The sequence below is a fragment of the Microbacterium sp. UBA1097 genome, from assembly GCF_002313585.1.
Classification (GTDB): Bacteria; Actinomycetota; Actinomycetes; order Actinomycetales; family Microbacteriaceae; genus Microbacterium.
Genome location: NZ_DCBW01000030.1, coordinates 16,284 through 37,395 on the forward strand (window position 1 = coordinate 16,284; position 21,112 = coordinate 37,395).

Sequence of the window (21,112 nt, forward strand, 5' to 3'; positions counted from 1 at the left end):
CGTGTCGTCATCCATCGTGTCGTCTCCCTAGAGGCGTCCCCTGCCGCACCCTGCTTCTCGCCTTCATCAGCCCGCGCCCAGCAGCAGCGCCACAATGACGGCCGCGGCGGACAGGACGAGCAGCGCCCCGGCGCCGATGATGATCAGCCGCCAGGTCATCCGCCGGTGACGGGCACGGCGTGCGGCCGCGGAGCCCCCCGTCGGGGCGACCTGCGGCGCGGGCGCAACGCTACGGGTGATCGCCGGTGTCGGTAGCGACTCCCGGATGCCGTACGTACTCCGGGCAGCGGACTCCGCGCCTGGGTCATAGGCGATTCGCGCTCCCGGAGGTGGCGTCCACGCCTGAGCTTGCGGAGCAGGGGGACTGGCGGGGGAGCGCAGGATCGTCTGATCTGCGGGATCGACGCGCTGTCCGGCAAGCTCAGTGCGAGCCGTATCGGGCGTCCGTGGTGACGCGAGTGCCGTGCGCTCGGCGTCGAGGTCCCGGGTGGGGCCAATCGCCGTACGGTCATCGATCGGCTCGGAGAGCGTCCGTGGTGGCGCGATCGCCGTTGCCTCGTCCGGTACAGCCGGCGTCCGCGGGCGTGCGATCGTGGGCTCGGCGAGCTCGGGGTCAGAAATCGTTGCGCGCGCCCCGGCGATAGCGGTCCGGTCGTCCACCGGAGGCGTAGGGGACGGTGCGACGGCGCCCGCGACAACCGCCGTCTCGCGCGGAGAGAGCCGGGTACGCTCGGCGCTGTCGTCAGGCATGTCCTGCGCGCTCGGGATGTCGAGGTGCGTCGTCGGAAGTCCCATGTCTTGCTCGATGCGCTGGAGTCCGCGCGCGAACTCCGAGGCTGATTGTGGGCGTTCGGTCGGATGCTTGGCCAATGCGATCGCGAGAAGCTGCTGAACAGCCTCGGGAACATCGTCGCGGGGGATTCTCGGCGCGGAAGTGGACATGATGTGCGACATGAGGGCGGGAACGTCACGCGCTCCGGTGAGCTCGAACGGCGAGGCGCCCGCGAGGAGCGTGTAGGCCGTGGCAGCCAGCCCGTACACATCAGCTGTCGACTCGAAAGGGTGCCCCGCGACGACCTCGGGTGCCGCCCACGGCAGCGACATCGCGCCGCCGCTGTTGGTCGGGTGCCCCGCCACGACAGAGATCCCGAAGTCTCCAAGGGCGGGCCACCCGTAGTCGGTGGTCAGAACGTTCGCTGGCTTGAGATCGCGGTGCAGGATCCCGTGGCGGTGCGCGGTCTCGACCGCGCCCGAGAGGCGGATCATCGTCTGCAGCATCTCCGGGACGCTCAGCGGCCGGTCGCGGATGCGTTCGGCCAGCCCCGGGCGCGAGCAGTACTCCATCACCAGGTACGGGCGGCCGGTTGTCGTGATCGCTGCGTGATACACCGTGACGATCGAGGGGTGGGTCGACACGGTTGCAAGCAGATTCGCCTCGCTCTCGAACGAGGCCTGCGTGCGGGGATCGGTGACCGCTTCGCGCATGACCTTGACAGCGACCCGGCGACGGGGGAACTCCTGCTGGAAGAGCAGTACGTCTGCGAATGCGCCGGCACCCAGGTGCCGCTCGAACGTCAGCCCCGGGATGTCCACCCCGCCGTACCCCGGAGTCACGGCACATCCTCCACGTGGATGCGCACGCCTCCCAGGTCCACCACGACTCCAGCGGTCAGCAGCGCGGTCTCGCCGCCCCGCAGGCGCCGGAGCGTTCCATCCGTCGCGAGGATCACCGTCCCGTTGGTCGAGCCCAGATCCTCGATGACGACGTTCCACCCCTCCACACCGATGCGCGCGTGGTTGCGCGAGACGTCGGTCGCGGCGCCTTCGATCTTCACCAAGGTCGGAAGAGTGCGACTATCCGACCGCTCTGCGCGGGGGCTGCGGCCGATGATCATCTGCGCGTCGATGGGAAGGCGGCGTCCGTCCGGGAGGCGCAGCATCCCCTGAGGTCGACTCGTGCGCGCCGGCTGGGCTCCCGTCAGCGGGATCGCGCACACGACGCAGGTCGCCCGCGTGGGCGGGTTCGGGTGGCCGGTCGCGCAGACAAGGCCCGACACCTCGGCCGACATCTCGTCCGACGCTGCGGGTGACATCGCGTGTCCTCTAGCAGTGGAAGACGGCGTCGGGAGAATGGCGGCGGGGGAGGATGCGACCTCGTCCTCCACCTCTTCTGCGCGAACCGCGGCTGCCTCGACGCCGAAGAATCTCGTGGACCCGAAGAGGTCGTCGAACCGGTAGCGGTCGGTCTCGGCCTCCTCTTGCGATCGCGGTGGAGAGGTCGGCTCGGGGTCGCCAGCGGAGGTTGGCGCCGGTGCAGCGCTGTGCTGCGCCACGGTCGCAGGTTGCTCAGTCGGGGAGGATGCGCTGGATCCGTCGTCGAAGAGGTGCGCGGGAAAGTCCTCGGTCTCGGCGCTGAGCCCTCCCCGCGCTGCGTGCGTGACCGTCATGAGCCGCAGCGGGGCATCCGGCCGGCGAAAGACGATCTCGCTGATCGCCAGGGCGCCCGGCCGGGCCGTGCGCTCGCGGTCCGGGATCGCGCGCAGATCCGCGCGGACCAGCTGCCTGTCGAAACAGACGGCCAGGCGTGTGACACCGTCGAACGCCACTTCGCGCCACGTCCGTGCGCCGAGGCCGTCAACCGTGGAGCGGCGCCACCGATCATCCTCGATTGTGAGGACCGCCGCGCCGCGCAGCATCGCCGTCAGCGTGCCGTCTTCTACCCTGCCGACGAAGAAGTCCGGTAGCGCGCCGATCCCAGTCTGGAGCACGACATCCAGCAGATCTTCAAGGGGCGTGTCGGCTGTCATCATGGGGAGCACCGCGCGGGCGCGGTCCTCGCCGTGAACACCGCCGAATGCGACGCAGGTCGATCCCTGGATGATCGCGGGATGATCGCCCCGCATGTACGTCCAGCCTGTCATCCGCGCGCCCGCTGCTTGCTCGAGGGGACTGTGTCCTCGTCGGGGAGCAGATCGGCGACAACCGCGCTGGTTGCGCCGATGCCGCCAGTGACGTCGTCGGAGTCGGGGCTCGCGCCGCCGGCGACGACGTCGACCACGATCGCCGTCACGTTGTCGCGCCCGCCGCGCTCGACCGCCTGCATCACCAGAGTGGTCGCCGTCTGCTGGGTGCTGCCACCGAGAGCGAGACCGGCGCGCAAACTCTCGTCGGGGAGCTCGCCGGTCAGCCCGTCGGAGCAGATCAGCAGCCGCTCGCCCGTGACGATGGGCAGCAACCAGTACTCGGCCTCACTGTCGGGGGCTCCCACGGCCCGAGTGATGACGTTGCGGCCGCTGTAGGTCGCCATATCCTCGCGGCGGAGCTTGCCCCCGTCGACGAGTTCCTGCGCGACCGAGTGGTCGACCGTCACCTGTTGGAGCGTGTTGCCGATCAGCCGGTACACACGCGAATCGCCGATGTTCAGCACCAGCCACCAGCGGTTCTCGTTCTGGGTGACGACGACGATCCCTGTGAGCGTTGACCCGGCTCCGTTGGGAAGAGCGTCGGCGATCGTCGCGACACTGTGGTGGGCGCGCTGGACCGCCGCCATCACATCGTGGGGTGCGAGATCATCGACTCCCACGAGGGGCCGGAAGGCATCGATGACCGCGGCGCTCGCCCGATCGCCGGCGTCGTGGCCGCCCATGCCGTCGGCGACGATGAACACCGGGTACGCGGCGAGGAGCGAGTCCTCGTTCATCGTGCGGCGTCGACCGGTATCGGTCTGCGCCCCGGTGGTGATCGTCAGCGTCGTCATGCGCGTGGTGGCCTTCAACTTTTGCGGATGCGGAATGTCGCGTCCCCGAGCTGGAACGTCTCGATGAGCGCGTGCGTTGCGGTGACCTCGATCTCGGCGCCGGATTCGTCGAGCACGATCGAGCCGTTGGTCGAACCCGAATCTTCGATGACCCAGGTGTCACCGACCAGACGCAGCACAGCGTGCGACTTCGAGACCGTCTTGGTGTCGTCTACCACCGCGATGACCTGGGCATCCGACCCGGCCGGGGCCGAGGGTGAGCGCCCGAGGATGACGGTACTTGCGGTGATGGCCTCATCGCTGCCGTCGGGCAGGGTCAGCAGCCACGAGGGACGCTTGGAGCGCGAGATCACGGTGCGCTCGTCATCCTCGTCGATGTGCACGGGAGTCGGGGCGGCGGGCGCAGGGGCCGCAGGAGCGACGTCCGGTGCCGTTGCCGGCGCGGGAGCCCACAGGCTGTCGGGCTGCTGCGCAGGGTTCGGGGCGGACGGCGGCGGCGGCGGGATGAAGGCGGTCGGCGCCGCAGCGGGAGCGGCTGGCGCCGGGGCGGGAGGTGCGGGCCAGGGCGTCGCGGGGCGAGCTTCAAAGGGCGATGAGGGGCTCGGGGGCGGGGGCGGGGCAAGCGCGGGTCCACGCGGGGGTGCCGGAGGCGCGGGGGGAGCCGGAGGTGGCGGAGGTGCCGCGGTAACTGCCGCGCCGCCCGCAAGTGAGAACGGACTGGTCGGCGGCGCGGGCGGCGCCGCCGGGGTGTCGTATGGCATCTGACCCGTCGGGTATGCCGGGCGCAGCGGCCCTGAGAGCAGCCGCGAGCTTCCCCACCCGAGGATGCTGGCCCAGATGGGGAAGAGGAACACAGCGAGGATGGTCAGCCCCGATCCCCGTCCGAATCGCTTGTTCACGGTATCGATCGAGATGATGAGGAAGACGAACGCGACGATGTTAACGATTGGCAGGAAGGCCAACAGCGCCCAGAACCCGGGCTTGCCGCCAAGCTCGTACAGCGTCCACGTGTTGACGACAGGGACCCACGCCTTCCAGACGGGCTCGCCGGCCTTCGTGAAGACAGCGCCGAGTGCGAGCGCTGTCCAGATATAGATGCCGAGAGGGATCAGTATCGCGACGAGGATCACGACGATCCCCGCTCCCATCAGCCCGGCGGCTGCGCCGGATCCATCGTTCATGAACGTTGCTCCTTCCGCGACGCCGTGCGCGTCATCCGGGTGGTGTGGGTATCAGCGGTGCGCGGGCGGGCGGCGCGCTCTGCTCTTGCCTGCGCGGTCGCCGTCTGGATGCCGCGGCGGAAGGATCGCAGCGAGATGCGAGCACGCAGGCTGGCCCACCAACCGAGCCCCGTTCGCAGATGCGCACGCTCTGCGTCGACGAGGCTCCAGAACGCGTCGCTCTCGGCTTCGGTGGGCTGCTCGAACGCGAAGGCCGACCGATCGGCCCACGAGGCCAGCGCGACCGCGGCGCCGGTGCCTTCCGCGCCGTACAGCGCAGCGAGCTCGGAGCGTGTCTGCGCGTGCGGCAGCGGCAACCCACGGTCGACCGCGGCATCGACATACTCGTCCCAGCCGGCGATCACCCGGTCTGCGGGGTCGGCTGCGTGACGGCGGGAGCGTCGCCGCACCGTCTTGGCCGTGATGATCGCCAGCAGGGGGCCCAGCAGGATGAAGAGGACCAGCAGGACGCTTCCTGACACGCGCAGCGCTGCCCAGAGATCTGAGAGGTCCACGCTCTCTGGCGCGGCCGTGTCGTCGGCTGTGCCGGCATCCGCGGGGGAGGCATCCGGTGGCGGGACGGCATCCGCCTGCTGCGGGCGCACGTCGGTGGGGATCGGGGGGTCGTTGCGCTGATCGATCTCGGGCGCGATCGGGTTCGCGTGCTGGGGCGTCGTGTCGATCGGGATCCAGCCGCCTGCGGTGTCGCGGATCTCGATCCAGGCGGCGATGTCACCGCCGACGCAGCTGCCGTCTTCGCAGACACTCAGCGTGTCGTCCTCGCTGTGAAGCCGGGCGCCGAGGACGACACGGCTCTCGAAGCCGAGTCGATCGGCGATGAGGGCCGCGGCTACGGCGAACTGCTCGTCGTCACCGACAGCGGCAACCAGCAGAGCGTCGTCGTTGCCGCCGACGTCATTCTGGCGCTCATTGAGGGCGCTGAACAGCGACCCGATCCGATCTGTCGAATGCCCGGCCCGGCTGGGCTCGAATGAGTAGTCGTCCAGCTGGGTCATCCACAACGGCGGGACGTCCTCATCGATCGTGAGTGCGTGGCTGAGATACCCGCGGGCGCGCAGGCGCTCGATGAGAGTCACCAGCCCGTCGTAGCCATCGGCGACATCTTGGAGCTCGAGCCACTGGGTGAGCGAATCCGGGATGACATCCTCGTCGAGTCGGGGCTCGCCGACGAGCGGATCCTGGACGTCGGCGGCGGCCAGCGTGGCGGTCTGAGAGATCGACACGCCCGGGGCAAGGCCCGGATCCGACAGCTGCACTCCCATGTCGGCGGTAGGGCTGAAGAAGAAGCCGTCCGCGAGCAGGTTGCGATCGGCACCGGAGAATCCCACGGAGGTGAGCCCGGCGGTGATCGGCACCCAGATCCCCGAATAGGCACCGATCTCGATCACCGAGCGGACGGTCCCCGCACCAGACGAAGTCGGAAGTCGCACGAACGCGGTGGCCAGCGGATCCAGCCCGTCCGGGGCAAGGACGCGCGCGACGACCCCGTCGTAGAAGCTGAGGGTGGCAAGGCGCACGCGGTCCACCGACGAATCGGTGGTGATGCGGAAGAGCTCGGTGTCCACGATGTCGTCATCGAAGTTCTCGCGGTAGGTGATGAGGGGGCTGAGTTCGGAGCGGATCCGCAACTCCGGGGCGATGACGGTGCGGGGAACCTCGCGCACCTGCCCCGCCACGGCCAGCGGCGCAACGACTAGCCCGACGACGGTCGCGACGGTCGCCATCGCACCGGCGAGCAGCCACTTGCCGGTCGCGGCGCCGCGGGGGCGCTTGGCGCGCACGCCGGTCGCTGTTTCGGCCGTGCGCAGCTCGAGGGAGCGCGCGGCGTTGGTACGCCACACGAACCAGCCGACGCATGCGAGCAGGCAGAACAGGCCCGTGGACAGCTCCACCACTCCGGGAACGGTGACGGGTCCGATTTCCAGGATGCCGCGCACCGCGCTTGAGCCGAAGACGATGCCGAAGACCGGCATCGTCAGTGCGAGCGGCGCGGCGAACACCCAGTGACGTGTGCGCCACGCCGTGCTCAGAGCGATCACAGGCGCGAGGAGACAGACCAGCAGGAGCGGTGCGAGCACTGCCTGGTAGGTGCCGAGAGGCACGTCGAGGGTGAGGATGTTCTTCCACCCGGTAACCGGCGCGGTGGCGATATCGACGACTGCGGCGGGAAGTTCACTGAGATCCGTGAGTGCCCGCGGCGCCCCGAGGGGGATACCGAGGACGAGGTAGGCGGCGACGGTAGCGAGGGCGACGATCCACCACGACCACCGGCTGCGGGCAGCCAGGACGGCGATCGCAACCCCCGTCACAACCCCGATTCCGACGGTGAGATACATCCAAGGGTCGCGGTAGATCGGCCACGCGGCCACAGCGGCGACGCCGCCGAATGCGACGACCAGCCCCACGTCGATGACCCACAGTATTCGTGGCAGGGCGGAGGTGCGCGCGCTGCGGCGCGCACGGTCGCGGATCGGGGCGGCAGGCGCGCTCATGCCGCCGACCGCCGGGCAAGGATGTGGCGGAGGTCGTCGAGGAGTCCGATCGTGATCACGGCGATATCACCCAATTGCCGATAGCCGGGCTCGGCGGTTGGGTCGCAGACGATCACGATCACACTGACGTTGAGGGGAAAGGCGACGGCCGCGGATTGGATAGTATGCGCGGTGACTGTCGAGCCGCACACGAGGAATCCGACCGAGACATCGCGATGGGCCTCGACAGCGAAGGTGGCGACATCCAGGAGGGGGTTTACGGAAGCGCGCTCGGCGACCTCGCACAGGGCGTCCAGCAGCGTTCGGGCGCTCACCGTCGGCAGTTCGTGCACGGCGCGGGTGATGCGTCTGGCGAACTCGGGTATTTCCTGCCCGACGACGACGTCGACGTCACGGCCGTCGCGGATGCCGCGCACACCGAGCGAGCCGACGGCGCTGACCGCGAGCTCGAACTCGTCTTCGTTAGCGAACTCCGTCTCGGCTGTGGCGAGTGCGATCAGCATGCGCGAGCGCCGGGATTCCTCGTACTGGCGCACCATGAGCGTGCCGGTCTTGGCAGTCGACTTCCAGTGCACCTGGCGGCGGGAATCGCCGGGGACGTATTCGCGGATGGCATGGAAGGAGATGTCGGAGTCGACGATGAGAGACGAGGGATTGCCCTCGAGATCGCGGACGAAGCCTGTGGCGGTGCTGGGGATCACCGTGGTCACCGGGTGCACGTACAGGGTGTGGTGGTCCTGCCACGCTGTCTCACGTCGCAGCAGTCCGAGCGGGTCCCCGCGGACCGTGCGGGCTGGGCCGATCGCGATGACACCGCGGCGGTGGGTGGGAATGGCGACCTGTTCGCTGAAGACTGCCCCGGGCCGCAGCAGGGGTACGGCTATTTCGACAAGACCTTCGCCGACGGGGACGTCGACGACCCCTGGGAGGGCGAGTCGACGCCCGATGTTGGTCACGGTGATCGCGCCGCTGACCTCGGCGCCGGCGACGACCCGGTCATGGGCGAGCGTGAGGTCCACCTCGTAGGCCCGCGCGCCGAAGAGGAACACCGAGGCGAGCAGCAGAAGACTGAGAGCGATGGTCCCGGCGGCGACGAACTCGATCCAGCCGAGGATGAGTCCGGCCGTGAGCCCGACCACGGCGGCGGCCACCAGCATCCACCCGCCAGCGGTGACCGTTTCGGTCACCGCCCGTGTCGCGCGCGTGATCGTCTGCCTCAGCCGCCGCCAGAACTTGATTCCCTGGACGACGACGACCGTCGTGGCTCCCCCCGTTGCATAGCGCGTTCGAGTGGTGGACCGGCCGGTTGATCCACTCGTTCGCGTGATCCGGGAGTCGGTGTGTGAGCTCACGCGGACTCGCGCTGGCTGGGCGGCACGGTGTCCAGAAGCACCTGTCCGATGACGGCGTTCGCGGTGACCCCGTCGAATTCCGCCTCGGGGTCGAGGATGAGGCGGTGGGCGAGGACCGGCTCGGCCAGCGCCTTCACGTCGTCGGGGGTGACGTACGAGCGGCCGTGGGCTGCGGCCCAGGTCTTGGAGGCCTTTGTCAGCGCGAGCGCGCCGCGCACACTCACGCCCAGGCGCACCTGCGTCGCGTTTCGGGTGGCTTCGACCAGGCGCGAGATGTAGTCGAGCACGAGCGGGTTGAGGTAGACCTCGCGGGCGATGTCGGCCATCGTCACCACACCCTGGGGGGTGATCACGGGGGCGACTTCGCGCTTCGCTGTTGCCGTACCCTCGAGGATCTTGAGAGTGGCGGCGTGATCGGGGTAGCCGAGCGAGGTCTTGAGCAGGAAGCGGTCGAGCTGCGCCTCGGGCAGTCGGTAGGTGCCGGCCTGCTCGACCGGGTTCTGGGTGGCCACGACCAAGAAGGGGGTGCCGACCGGGCGGGTCACGCCGTCGACGGTGACCTGGCCCTCTTCCATGACCTCGAGCAGGGCCGACTGGGTCTTGGGGCTTGCGCGGTTGATCTCGTCGGCGAGGACGACGTTGGCGAAGATCGGTCCCATGTGGAACTCGAACTCCCCCTTCTTCTGGTCGTACACCGTGATACCGGTGACATCGCCGGGAAGCAGATCGGGGGTGAACTGGATGCGGCTGCTCGTGCCCTGAACGGTGCGCCCCATGGCGCGGGCAAGCGACGTCTTGCCCGTCCCCGGGTAATCCTCCAGCAGCAGGTGGCCCTCGGAGATCATCGCCGTGAAGGCCAGCTCGATGACGTGGCGCTTTCCGAGCACGACCTGTTCGACGTTGGCGACCAGGCTGTCAAACGACTCCTGGAACCAGTTGGTCTGTTCGGCGGAGAGGGTCATGCGGATCCTTTCGGGCGTGCGGTGCTCACGGGGTGGTGCTCCCCTCTGTTCCGGAGTCAGCGGGCGGCGGATCCGGGGCGGTGCAGGTGAGGGTGTATGACTGTGTGTCGAGCGCCGACAGGGCCGCGGTGAACGCGACCGAGTAGGTCGCTCCCGTCGAGCCATCCTCTGACGCGGACGTCGAGTATTGACCGGCCTCAGCTGCAACGACAATCTGACCGGGCGAGACGTCGCCGCTGACGCAGGTCGCGGGGAACTCGATCCGCACCAGGTAGGCCGGTGATCCAGTAGCGGGTGAGATCGTCACGGGTTCGGAACACGTCTCGGTGCTACCCGCCAGACAGGCCTTCGCGGTCAGCGGCGCCGGCGCCACACCGTTGTATCGGAATGCCTCGTTGAAGGAGGCGACGGGAGTGCCACCCGTGAAGAAGACCACCTCGTAGCTGCCGGTGGCGGCCAGCGCCGGGGCGCTGATGACACTCCATTCACGTACCCGCGCGTTGGCGACAGTGGAGTCGGCCGTGGCAGTGATCGAGTAGGTCGTATCTCCGGTCGGGGGAGGGATCGTCTCGCTGGGACGGACGGTGCCGCTGGTCCAGCTTGTCGTGCCGAACGACACTCCGTCGTACCAGGTCTCGGCACAGATATTGACCGTCGTCGCCTCCCATACCGTGCCGGCGAGCGTCGTCGAGAACGAGGATCCTGTCACCGACCCCGAGGGAGTGCATGTCGTGCCGGCCAGAACGGCCCGAGCCTTCACGGTGGCGCCCGTGCCGTTGGGCGTGACCGTCGCGGCGACCTGGATCTGCCCGCTGCCGTCGGTGCTCGCGGTGACCGTCGGGTCGGTGATCAGCGGCGCACCGATGCCCCAGGCTTCGCCCGAGACCGAGGTCCCGTCCGAGCTGCCGCCGGCGACGACGGATTCGGGCGGCACCTCGAACCGGGTGACCGGGGTCGCAGTGACAGTGGTGGGGGTGTTCGACCCGACAAGGAACGCGGGGAACTCGACGCTGTTCTGTCCAGACGGGACAGAAACGGTGACGGTCTCGCCGACAGGGCTTGTCAGACGGATGGCGCCCGTGGTCGGACCGATCCCGGTCACGGTGATCTTCGCGATGAGACCATCGGGTGGGTTCGGCACAGGAGCCGCCTCGATCCCGCTGGGGGCGACGGGGGCCTGATACGCCCAGGCCACGATGCTCGAGCTGGTTCGCGATTCACCCGTGGAGTTGACCGCCCACGCCTGGTACGTGACCTTCTCACCGTTGGTCGCCGAGATCGGGGCGCACTCGCCTGTGGCAGAGCAGGTCGTTTCAACACCGTTGCTCCCCGCGACTCGGTAGCCGCTCACCGCCGGGTACGACGTGGATTCGGACACCACCCGCAGGGTCACTGTGTCACCGGTGTAGTTGGTCCAGTTGATGCGTGCAGGATCTGCCGGCAGTCCCTGGAGGTCGAGGATCACGGTGCCGTCGCGATCCCCACTGGATACGCGTTGTTGCGCATCCTGCACTGAGAAGCTTCCGGTGCAGTCGGCCGCGCCTGGCGCATCGGAGGCCCAGCTCGCGGTCACCGCGGTGGCGCTGGCCTTTGTGAACGTGACGTCGGGGCAGTTCTCGGGGTTTGTCACCGAGACCAGCGTCAGCGGCGTGCCGGGAAGCGGATTGACCTCGCCGACCACGCCGATCACCTGGATCGTGCAGGATGTCGTGCCACCGCTCTGGGAGCACTGCTGCGTCGCCGTCCCGCCCTTCGGGAGTGTCGAAGGTGCAGGCCCGACCGTGAGTGCCAGGGTCGCTGCCGCGGCATCCGGGTGGCTGAGGATGCGCACGGTGACCGGCTCCTCACGGGCGGGCCGCGATGCGTCCTTCGCAACGATGGTCAGCGAGGAGCCGGACTGCGTCACCTCGAACTGATCGCCGGAGTACTCGATGCCGTACTCGACCGAGGCCCAGTCGGGTTCCCCGTTCCAGGTTGTCATCGACTGCAGGTCGTACACGGCTTCGGCGCCGGGGCTGACGCTGAGGGATGCGGCACGCAGCTCCGGCTGCGGTGCCTTCGCAATGATCGAGACCCGCAGCGCGAGATAGGTGGGATCCTCCTGCGAGGCGAGTCGCACCGGCACGGTACAGGTGTCGGTCCAGGGGCCGCCGACGCCCGCGTCATAGCGAATCGTCGTGCCGCGCTCGAGGGAGCACTGCCCAGCCCGGGAACCGGTCGAGGTGACGCCGGCGCCGTCAACGACAAGCTCCTCTCCCCTGGGGACTGCCACGGCCTGCGCCATGTCTACGTCGACCGAACCCTCTTCGTTGACCTCGATCTGTGCGAACCCGGCACGAAGCGCCAGTTCGATGTCGTTGTCGCCGGGGATCCGGAGGAACCCGTAGGTGACAACCTCGGTCCCGTTGAAGGCGGTGCCCGAGAGCTGGAAGGGCACGAGTGTGGAGTCCTCGGGAATCTCTCCTGAGATCGACCAGCCCTGCGCGGTGAAGGCCGCCGAGTCGTCCCAGAGAGCCATCGTGAGGTTCGAGATGTCGCCACCGCTCCAGGTCACCCGGCCTGTGACGACATCGATCCCAGTGGGCAGATCTTCACGGGACTCGGCGGTAAGGATGGTGTCCTGCACGACCGGATAGTCGGGTACCGGAGTACGCACGACCTTGAGGACGATCAGTCCTTGCGCTGTGTCACCGCTGCGATTTCGTACGGTGTAGAAGAAGGAGTAGGTGCCCAGTTCCGTCCCCGCCGCGAGCACGACCTGCCCCGTCTCGGTATCCACTGAGGTCAGCATCGCCTCGAGCTTCGCGTATTCGTCGGTGTCAGGTTGGGCGTTGGGACGCACATCGACCAGTTGCAGCTCGCTCCCGGTGGGATCGACGTCATTGTCGGTCGGGAACAGCACGACCGTGTTGGACGCACCGGCCTGCGCCTGGGCGTAGTCGCTGTAGGTCACCGGGCTCGGGTCGGAGGCCTCGTCCAGGATGCCGATGCGGACCGTAGCGACGGCGGTCTCGCCACGGGAGTCTCGCACCTGGTAGGTGAAGGCATCCTGGCCGCGGGCGCCTGGGTTGCTCGTGTAGACGATCGCATTAGACTCGGCCGAGATCGCCGCCGAGCCCTGCGCGGGCTGCGTGACGATGCGGTCGAGAACCACGCTGTCGCCGTCGGGGTCGACACCGAAGCTGTCGAACGGGATCGACACCGCGCGACCGCTCAGCACCCGTCCCGAAAGGTCGGTGGGAAGGGGAGCGGTGTTCGTATCAGAGGGCAGCACCGTGATGAAGATGCGCGCACTGTCGGTCATCTCGGGGAACCCGAGGCGGAAGATCGTATACGCCACGGAATAGGTGCCCGGCTCGGAGGGGGCCAGGTAACGCACCACCCGCGGTGTCGCGAAGGCGAGTCCGGCATCGGATTCGTTCACAACCTGGGATGGATCGATCGAGACAAGTGCGCCGGCGGGAGCGGTGTCGTTGGCCAGAACCGGGATGTCGATGAGGGAGCCGACGCGCACGGTGACAGTGTCATCGGTCGCGATCGGCGGCTTGGCGCTCGGGGACGGCAGCAGGATGACGGTCAGCTCGCCCGTTGCGGTGGCGTTCGGATCCCCGGTCCCGTCCGAGACCGTGTACCGGACTGTACCCAACTGCCCGGGCTGCCCGTCGGCGGTGGTACCGGACACGCGGATCAGGCTCTGTGCGACGACGTCCACGCTCAGCGAGGCGCCAGCGGCGGGCTCCGGGCGAAGATCGCTGACCAGCAGGACGCGCCCCGACGGGTTCTCGACCGCGGTGAGCACGTCGATCGAGGCATCCTCGTTCGGTCGGACGAAGGCGGTCAGCGGCGGCGTCGAGATGCGGACTTCCGCGGGATCGAGCACCGTGATCCGCACGGTCGCCGACATCTCGCCGGTGTCATCGCGCACGGTGTACTGCACGACATGCGAGCCCGGCTGGTCGGCGGTGAAGGTGAAGGAGAGCCCGGAGGAGTTCGGGACGACGGTGGCCGTCGAACCGTTGAGCGTCTTGACGGCGGTCAACGACACCGCGCCCTTCGTGCCGTGCACGCGGTCATCCAGGGTGACCGACATCGGCAGGCCGAGTTCCCCGGTCAACGCGAACGAGTCGGCGGACAGCTGTGGCGACGGGGTGACGGAGATGAACAGGGGCTGGCTCGATGACGCGCCACGGGAATCCGAGACGGTGACATCGACCTGCACGCTCAGCGCCGTCGTGGTGTTGGGATCCGGGTGCTGGTAGGTGACCGTGCCCGCAGGGTCGGCGGCGACCGTTCCCAAGCCGGTGCCGTTGGTGGCGTCCGAGAGGTAGACGGGGTCGCCGTCCGGGTCGACCCAGGCCTCCATCACGTCCACCGAGACGGTACCGCCGGGCAGGACATCGGGCGAGGGCCACGTGGCCAGACATCCCGGGTCGCCACCGCACCAGATCGGCGCGTTGTTGACATCCTCCGGGACGACGCTAACGGTCACGCTGGCTGGCTCGGAGTTGAGACCGTCGGCCGTGGTCCCATCCGTCACCCGGTACGAGAAGGTCGCGGAGCCGGAGGCTCCCGCTGCGACCTCGATGACCAGCTGCTGACTCTCATTGGCAACACGGACGGTGCCGAAGGCCGGATCAAGCCCCGTCACCGACGAGCCGATGATGCTCAGGACATCCTCGTTGGGGTCGTGGTCGTTCAGGAGCACGGGCAGGACGACGTCCCGCCCCGCACGGACGCCGAAGGAGTCGGGCTCGGCGACCGGAGGTCGCGGGTCGAGGACTCGGTCGGGCGTCACATTCTGGTCCTGCTCCTGTTGACGGGCAGCCTCTTCGCTGCGCCAGGACTGCGACGAGGCGACCAGCGCACCGTCGGGCAGCGTCCACACCCAGCCGGAGGTGGTCTCGTTGAGGATCGCCTGTCCGGAGTTGGCCGCGATGACCGGCGTCAGCTGCTCGTCCAGCGCGGCTCCGGCGAAGTCGAGGTCGGTGGCTCCGGACTCCGAGGACCACAGCGTGCCAGCTTCGGCGGTGAGCCATGCGCCGAACAGGACACCCCCGACGGAGGTCGGCTGCGCGGGCGCACCCTGGGCCTCGACAGTGCGCTGCGTGTTCTGACCGTCGAGGGCGACCGTCACCAGGCCGCTTCCGTCGGCGATCGAGACCTCGGCTGCGGACGGGTCTGGACTCTGAAGACGTGCGTTCTCATCGACATCGAGGGAGACCGGACCGTCGACGCCCTGGATCCACAGTGTTCCGCTGGTGGGCTCCAAGACGGCCCACCGCCCGCCGACCCGACTGAGCTGCACGTCGTCGGTGGCCGGGATCTCGACCTCCTCCTCGTCGGTGATCTCGCCCGTGGCGGCGTCCGCGGTGAACATCCTCCCGCTCGCGAGCGAGAGCGCCAGCAACGTTCCGGTGTCGGTCACGGTCACCGCATCAGCACCGATGCGCGGACGCGTCTGCCCCTGTTCGACCACGACGTCGGCGTAGGGGTCGATGATCGTCGCGGCACCGCCGGTCGACAGGCGGGCGGCGTAGACGTCGCCCGTGTCGGTCAGATAGGCGAGATAATCGCCCGCCGAAGACACTTCGCTGGTTCCGGACGGGGTCGGCTGGAGGACGTCGGCGGCATCGGCGTCGATGTCGGGAGGTGAGGGGAGCAAGACATCCGCGTACTTGCTGTCGCCATCGGTGAAGACGAACAGATGCCCTTGCGTCTGGGCGAGTCTGCTGGGGTTCTCGACCTGCTTGACCGTGACGAGTTCGCCCAGTGCCGTGTTCACCCGTGCATAGTTCCGCCCGTCGCCGGTCTGCAGCGCCCACACGGACGAATCCTGCAGCGGCGTCTCCTGTGCATCGAATCCTGGCCAGACGGCTGCGGCCGCGACGACCAGGCCGACGACCGCGACCGTTGCCCCACCGGCCACGAGTGCGCGCCAGCGGGGCCCTGTCGGGCTCGTCGGGGTGGATGTCATCCGCTCAGAACACCCCCGTGAGGGCGAGGATTGTCACCGTCGCTGCGACGCCGACCGCCACCGCGCCCGCGATGATCGTCGGGATGAGCCAGCGGCTGCGTGCAGGCCGTGAGGGCGAGGACCCGGCGAGCACTGTGCCGTCCAGGCTCACCCGGCGCGCGGTGGAGCGCGACGCGCGCTGCGGGCGGCGGGAGGCGTGCTCGACGGTGGGGCGGACTGGGCCGCGCAGTGAGTTGTCCTGGAAGTCGATCGCGGCTCCCGCGGCCGCCCACTCGTCGACGGCAATCTCGAGGGGTGTCGAAGGGAGCCCCATCTCGTGCTGGACGACCTGCAGCTCGTAGGCGAACTGCGCCGCCGAGGCTTGGCGCCGTGCGGGGTCTTTGCTCATCGACCGCTGCAGCAGCGCTTCGAGCGAAGCAGGCACATCCGATCGACCTATCGGGGTGTACTGAGCCTTGCGGATCCGGCCCTTGAGCTGATCCCGCCCGTTCTGCCCGCTGCCGGCGATCTCGAAGGGGCTCCGCCCAGCGAGCAGCGTGTAGATCGTCGCGCCGAGGCTCCACACCTCGCTGGGGATCGAGCCCGAAATCGATTCGTCGACGACCTCCGGGGCGCTCCACGGGACAGACATAGCGAAGACCTCACCGTCGCCGCGGGCGTTGATCGAGGCCGCGATCCCGAAGTCCGACAGTACCGGAGCCCCGAAGGCAGTCATGAGGATGTTCGAGGGCTTGATATCGCGGTGCAGCAGACCCGCGCGATGGGCGGTTTCGAGGGCAGACCCGATCTTCACGCCGAGAGCGACGATCTCGGCGACCGGTATGAGCTCGCGTCGATAGCGGTTGGTCATCGAATTCGGGCAGTGCTCCATCACGATGTAGGGGCGACCGTCTGCCGAGACGCTGGCCTGGTAGATCGTGAGGATGGAGGGGTGAGCGCTCAGGCGCGCCATGACGTCGGCTTCCGCGTTGAACATCCGCAGCAGGCCGTCGTCAACGATGTCTTGAAGCAGCACCTTGACGGCGACGGGGCGGCGAGGCATGTTTTGCTCGAACAGGAACACGTCGGCAAAGCCGCCGGTGCCCAGTGGTCTCACATAGGTGAATCCGCTGAGGATCGGCGGCGCCGCTGGTAGGCGCCCTGCCATTGTTTCCCCCTCGAAGTGAGCGCGGCACCGTCGGGTGTGTGTACCGCGTTCAACTGCGTGACTGCCCTTGTTCCCCTGGCCGTTCGGATATTTCCTATCACATGCGGATCACGACTGTGCAACTCCGGCCGCGGGGACGGCCTTAGCGAGACAGAGTGACCTCGGCGATATTGCCGTCGCCGAAATCGACGCGGTCGCCGGGCGCTAGCGTTATCTCGCGATCGCGCACTTCGATCGTCGGGCCGTCTCCTACAGTGACGAATGTGCCGTTGGTGGACCGGAGGTCCCGGAGCCGCAGCTGCACCCCCTCGGCGACTACCTCGGCGTGTGTTGCGGACACCTCGTGTCGCGGCGAAGCGAGGGCCACTGTCGTCGCGCCCGCGCGAGTGGGTGAGCGGCCGAAGACGACGGTCCCCGCGATGGGAATGAGTGGGCCATTCCTGAAGTGCAGAGCCAGGCGCGGTTCGACGCGGCGCTGCCCGATGACGGTGGCATCGTCGAGATCCGCGCGGGCGGCGGCCCTCGAACCGATCACCGTGCGGTCGTCGAGCTCGCCGTGCTCGGGGTCGGCGCTCGGCACCATACCGGTCGCCCAGCGAGGCTCGGACGAGTGCTCGACAGCTGTGTCGAACTCCGGAAGTGGAATGCCCCAGTGGACCTGTTCGGTGCGGACGACTCCGCGCTCGACGGGCAGTCGCGCCGGCCCCGGAGGCTCTCCGCGCAGACCGATCGTCAGCTCGGCGATCTGCTGTGTCGATGCTTCGACCCACGTGGCCGCACCCTTGCCCGAGTAGCGCTGATGCTGGGCGCTGCCGACCTCAGCCCGTCCTCGCCCGCGGAGGGCGAGGGATGCCGAGCCGGTCGAGGCGTCCAGCAGCTCGATCAGCGCGAAGTCGGGGATCACCCGCACCCCGCGGGTGACCAGGGCTTCGAGGATGCTCTCCAGCGTCGCATCCGGGGTTGTCATCGTGCGCCACAGCTCGAGTGCGTGGCCCGCGTCGGTAGCGATCGTCAGGACGAACCGATCGGTGATCAGGCCCCAGGCGTCGCGATCGGCAGCCGCCGGGGTATAGCTGAACATGCGCACAGCATATTGCGCGCCCGTGGGGTCTTCTTCGCGCCACCCACGGCATCGCGGGCTGCGCCATGCCACGTAGGTAGGAATCATGACGATTCCTACGCTGCAGCTTCTCGATGGCAACCGCATTCCGCAGGTGGGTTATGGCGTGTTCAAGGTTCCGGCCGATGACACGCGTCGTGCAGTGCTCGAGGCGTTCGAACTCGGTTATCGGCATATCGACACGGCGGCCATCTACGGCAACGAAGAGGGGGTCGGTGCTGCGATCGCCGAGAGCGGCATCCCGCGCGACGAGCTTTTCATCACGACGAAGCTCTGGAACGACCGCCACGACGGCGACGAACCCCGAGCTGCGCTGGGCGAAAGCCTCGGCAAGCTCGGACTCGACGCCGTCGACCTGTACCTCGTGCACTGGCCGACTCCGGCACGCGACAACTATGTGCACGCGTGGGAGCGCCTGATCGACCTGCGTGAGCAGGGTCTCACGCGAAGCATCGGGGTCTCGAACTTCCTTGTTCCCCACCTCGAGCGGATCATCGCCGAGACCGGAGTCGCCCCCGTCGTCGACCAGATCGAACTCCACCCCGCCTACCAGCAGCGGGAGGTGGTCGAGTGGGCACTCGCTCGCGGCATCCGGATCGAGGCCTGGGGCCCGCTCGGTCAGGGCAAGTACGACCTCTTCTCGGTGCCGGCTGTCGCGGACGCGGCAGCTGCCCACGGCAAGACCCCGGCGCAGGTCGTGCTGCGCTGGCACCTCGACAAGGGCAACATCGTGTTCCCGAAGTCGGTGCGCAGGGACCGGCTCGCCGAGAACATCGACATCGTCGATTTTGCCTTGACGGATGACGAGATCGCCGCAATCGATGCGGTCGACCCGGGCGATGGTTCGGGGCGTGTCTCGGCGCATCCCGACGAGGTCAACTGAGCGCTACGCGTCAGATCCAGGTGGGCGACCAGTTGTGGAGTCGCCAGAAGTCGTAGGGCACGCTCGTCGCGGTGAGGATCGGATACCAGAACGCCGAAAGCACCAGAGCGACGATGAAGAAGACGGCGACCACCCGCTGGCCCGTTACGCGTCTTTCGGGACTGGCCCCGGCCGGATGGGCGAGATCACGCAGCGCAATCCCCAGTGCCAAGAGGAGGAACGGCAGCATCACGACCGTGTAGAACTGGAACACCGTGCGCTCGGGGTATAGCAGCCACGGCACCCAGGTGACGGCGACGCCGGTCAGGACAAAGCCCGAGGCGAGGTCCCGGCGTCGGATGAACCTGATGACGAGGTAGACGGTAGCCGCGACGGCGGCGTACCACACGAGCGGATTCGGCATCGAGTAGATGTTCTGTACGCATCCTGAAGCCGCTGTGCAGCCAGCCTCGCCGAGGGCATCGCTGTGATAGAACATCGAGGTCGGTCTGGCAAGGAGCGGCCACTGCCATGCAGGGCTCGCATAGCTGTGGCTTGCTGACAGGCCGACGTGGAAGCCGTACATCGACTGGTGGTAGGCCCACAGGTTCTGCAGAGACAGCGGTACCCACGACCAGAAGCCGGTAGCCGGCGAGCCGTCGACGGTGTGCCTGTCGTATCCGCCGTCGGTGGCCAGCCATCCCGTCCACGTCGCGAGATAGAGAAGGAGTGCCGGCGGCACGAGCAGCACGAACGTCACCGGTCCCTGGCGCACCGCGGCATCGGCGGGCCAGTACTCCACGCCGCGCCGACGCCGCTCCAGGGCGTCGACGATGACGAGGTAGATCCCGATACCGGCGAGCACGTACAGGCCCGACCACTTCACGGCGGTTGCGGCGCCCGCAGCAAGGCCGGCAGCGACAACCCACGGCCTCGCCCAGAACACCGGACCCCAGCGAGACTCTGAGCTCCAGCGCCCCGTTGCCAGTCGGCGCGGCCACTCTCGCTCGTGAAGCCATCGCCGATCCAGCAGCACGAACCAGAACGCCAGCAGGGTGAAGAACATGACGAAGGTGTCGAGCAACGCCACACGGCTCAGCACGATCGCGAGGCCGTCGATTGCCATCAGCCCCGCTGCTGCCGTCGCCACACCGATCGACCGGGTGAGCGTGAGTGCGACGACATAGAGAAGGAGTACGGCGAGAGTGCCGAACAGCGCCGTGGCAAAGCGCCATCCGACCGACGAGTCGGCGCCGAACAACGCCATCCCCGCACCGATGAGGAATTTTCCGAGGGGTGGGTGGACGACGTAGCTTCCTTCGTCGAGGAAGATGTCGGTCTCGCCGGCAGCGAAGCGTGAGTCGGCCTCATCGGGCCACTTCGCCGCGAACCCCAGGTTCCACTGGGACCAGGCATCTTTCACGTAGTAGGTCTCGTCGAAGACGAGTTCGTGTGGATGTCCGAGGTTCCAGAAGCGCAGGATGCCGGCAACGGCAGTCACGAGCGCCGGCACCGCGATCTGCAGTCGGGGGGAGGCCGCGACCCGGGTGCTGACACGGTCGTAGACCGTCGGCCGTACGGGGGTCTCGACGGTGGTGGTCACCGTGACAGCCTATTCGGGCCAGGATGTGAGCTCCGGCGGCTCCGACGCAGGGTCCGGCGGTCTCGGGGGATCGTCACCCTACCGGCCTAGGCTGGGGCCGTGATCATCCTCGCCGCCACGCCGATCGGGAATCTCGGCGACGCGTCCCAGCGCCTCATCGACGCGTTGGAAAATGCGCAGGTGGTCGCCTCTGAAGACACCCGGACGACGCAGCGGCTCCTCGCCGCGCTCGGCATCCAGAACCGGCCCCGCCTGATCGCCCTGCACGATCACAACGAGAAAGCCCGCGCTGCCGAGCTCGTCGAGCTCGCGCGAGCGACCGACGTGCTCCTGCTGTCGGATGCCGGGATGCCGACCATCAGCGACCCGGGATTCGGGGTGGTAGCTACGGCAGCCGGCGCCGGGGTCGCGGTGAGTGTCCTCCCGGGCCCGAGCGCCGTCCTCGCAGCTCTGGCCGTCTCGGGTCTCCCGACCGACCGATTCACGTTCGAGGGCTTCGTGCCGCGGAAGGCGGGGGAGCGGCGCAGCGCACTGTCGGCTCTCGGTGCCGAGCGGCGCACGATGGTGTTCTTCGAGTCCCCGTCGCGGCTCGCGACCACCCT

General features: G+C 68.3%; 13 protein-coding genes. 2 read left to right on the plus strand and 11 right to left on the minus strand.

Going from position 1 to position 21,112, the window contains the following annotated elements; translation table 11 throughout:
• Positions 1–66 precede the first annotated feature (66 nt).
• The 10 genes from B4F19_RS07580 to B4F19_RS07625 all read right to left on the minus strand — a co-directional run bounded on the left by B4F19_RS07580 (position 67) and on the right by B4F19_RS07625 (position 18,006).
• A complete protein-coding gene (locus B4F19_RS07580) occupies positions 67–1,614 on the minus strand; it encodes a serine/threonine-protein kinase (protein WP_292733817.1) in 1,548 nt (515 codons plus the stop codon).
• A complete protein-coding gene (locus tag B4F19_RS07585) occupies positions 1,611–2,921 on the minus strand; it encodes an FHA domain-containing protein (protein WP_292733820.1) in 1,311 nt (436 codons plus the stop codon). The genes B4F19_RS07580 and B4F19_RS07585 overlap by 4 nt, the downstream gene beginning before the upstream one ends.
• The gene (locus B4F19_RS07590) at positions 2,918–3,757 is read right to left on the minus strand and encodes a PP2C family protein-serine/threonine phosphatase (protein WP_292725663.1); all 840 of its coding nucleotides are present in this window, start codon (positions 3,755–3,757) and stop codon (positions 2,918–2,920) included. The genes B4F19_RS07585 and B4F19_RS07590 overlap by 4 nt, the downstream gene beginning before the upstream one ends.
• Positions 3,758–3,771: 14 nt before the next feature.
• Positions 3,772–4,938, minus strand: coding sequence for a DUF5684 domain-containing protein (locus B4F19_RS07595; RefSeq protein WP_292733823.1), 1,167 nt, complete (start codon positions 4,936–4,938; stop codon positions 3,772–3,774).
• The gene (locus tag B4F19_RS07600) at positions 4,935–7,490 is read right to left on the minus strand and encodes a transglutaminase domain-containing protein (protein ID WP_292733826.1); all 2,556 of its coding nucleotides are present in this window, start codon (positions 7,488–7,490) and stop codon (positions 4,935–4,937) included. The genes B4F19_RS07595 and B4F19_RS07600 overlap by 4 nt, the downstream gene beginning before the upstream one ends.
• The gene (locus B4F19_RS07605) at positions 7,487–8,842 is read right to left on the minus strand and encodes a DUF58 domain-containing protein (protein WP_292725669.1); all 1,356 of its coding nucleotides are present in this window, start codon (positions 8,840–8,842) and stop codon (positions 7,487–7,489) included. The genes B4F19_RS07600 and B4F19_RS07605 overlap by 4 nt, the downstream gene beginning before the upstream one ends.
• A complete protein-coding gene (locus tag B4F19_RS07610) occupies positions 8,839–9,804 on the minus strand; it encodes an AAA family ATPase (protein WP_292725671.1) in 966 nt (321 codons plus the stop codon). The genes B4F19_RS07605 and B4F19_RS07610 overlap by 4 nt, the downstream gene beginning before the upstream one ends.
• Positions 9,805–9,829: 25 nt before the next feature.
• Positions 9,830–15,778 (minus strand): Ig-like domain-containing protein, encoded by a 5,949-nt coding sequence (locus B4F19_RS07615; RefSeq protein ID WP_292733829.1) that lies wholly within the window; start codon positions 15,776–15,778, stop codon positions 9,830–9,832.
• A 4-nt stretch (positions 15,779–15,782) separates the two neighbouring features.
• A complete protein-coding gene (locus tag B4F19_RS07620; RefSeq protein WP_292725675.1) occupies positions 15,783–16,925 on the minus strand; it encodes a serine/threonine-protein kinase in 1,143 nt (380 codons plus the stop codon).
• A gap of 142 nt (positions 16,926–17,067) precedes the next feature.
• Positions 17,068–18,006, minus strand: coding sequence for an FHA domain-containing protein (locus tag B4F19_RS07625; RefSeq protein WP_292725677.1), 939 nt, complete (start codon positions 18,004–18,006; stop codon positions 17,068–17,070).
• 85 nt (positions 18,007–18,091) lie between these two features.
• Here B4F19_RS07625 and B4F19_RS07630 point away from each other — a divergent pair, with 85 nt between their 5' ends.
• On the plus strand, positions 18,092–18,928 hold the full coding sequence (locus B4F19_RS07630) for an aldo/keto reductase (protein ID WP_292733832.1): 837 nt from the start codon (positions 18,092–18,094) through the stop codon (positions 18,926–18,928).
• A gap of 10 nt (positions 18,929–18,938) precedes the next feature.
• Here the strand turns inward: B4F19_RS07630 and B4F19_RS07635 are convergent, their stop codons facing one another.
• Entirely contained in the window at positions 18,939–20,510 is a 1,572-nt protein-coding gene (locus B4F19_RS07635; RefSeq protein ID WP_292733835.1) for a dolichyl-phosphate-mannose--protein mannosyltransferase, read from the minus strand.
• A gap of 99 nt (positions 20,511–20,609) precedes the next feature.
• Here B4F19_RS07635 and rsmI point away from each other — a divergent pair.
• Positions 20,610–21,112: 16S rRNA (cytidine(1402)-2'-O)-methyltransferase (gene rsmI, locus B4F19_RS07640; protein ID WP_292733838.1), on the plus strand; the 503-nt coding region annotated here is incomplete at its 3' end.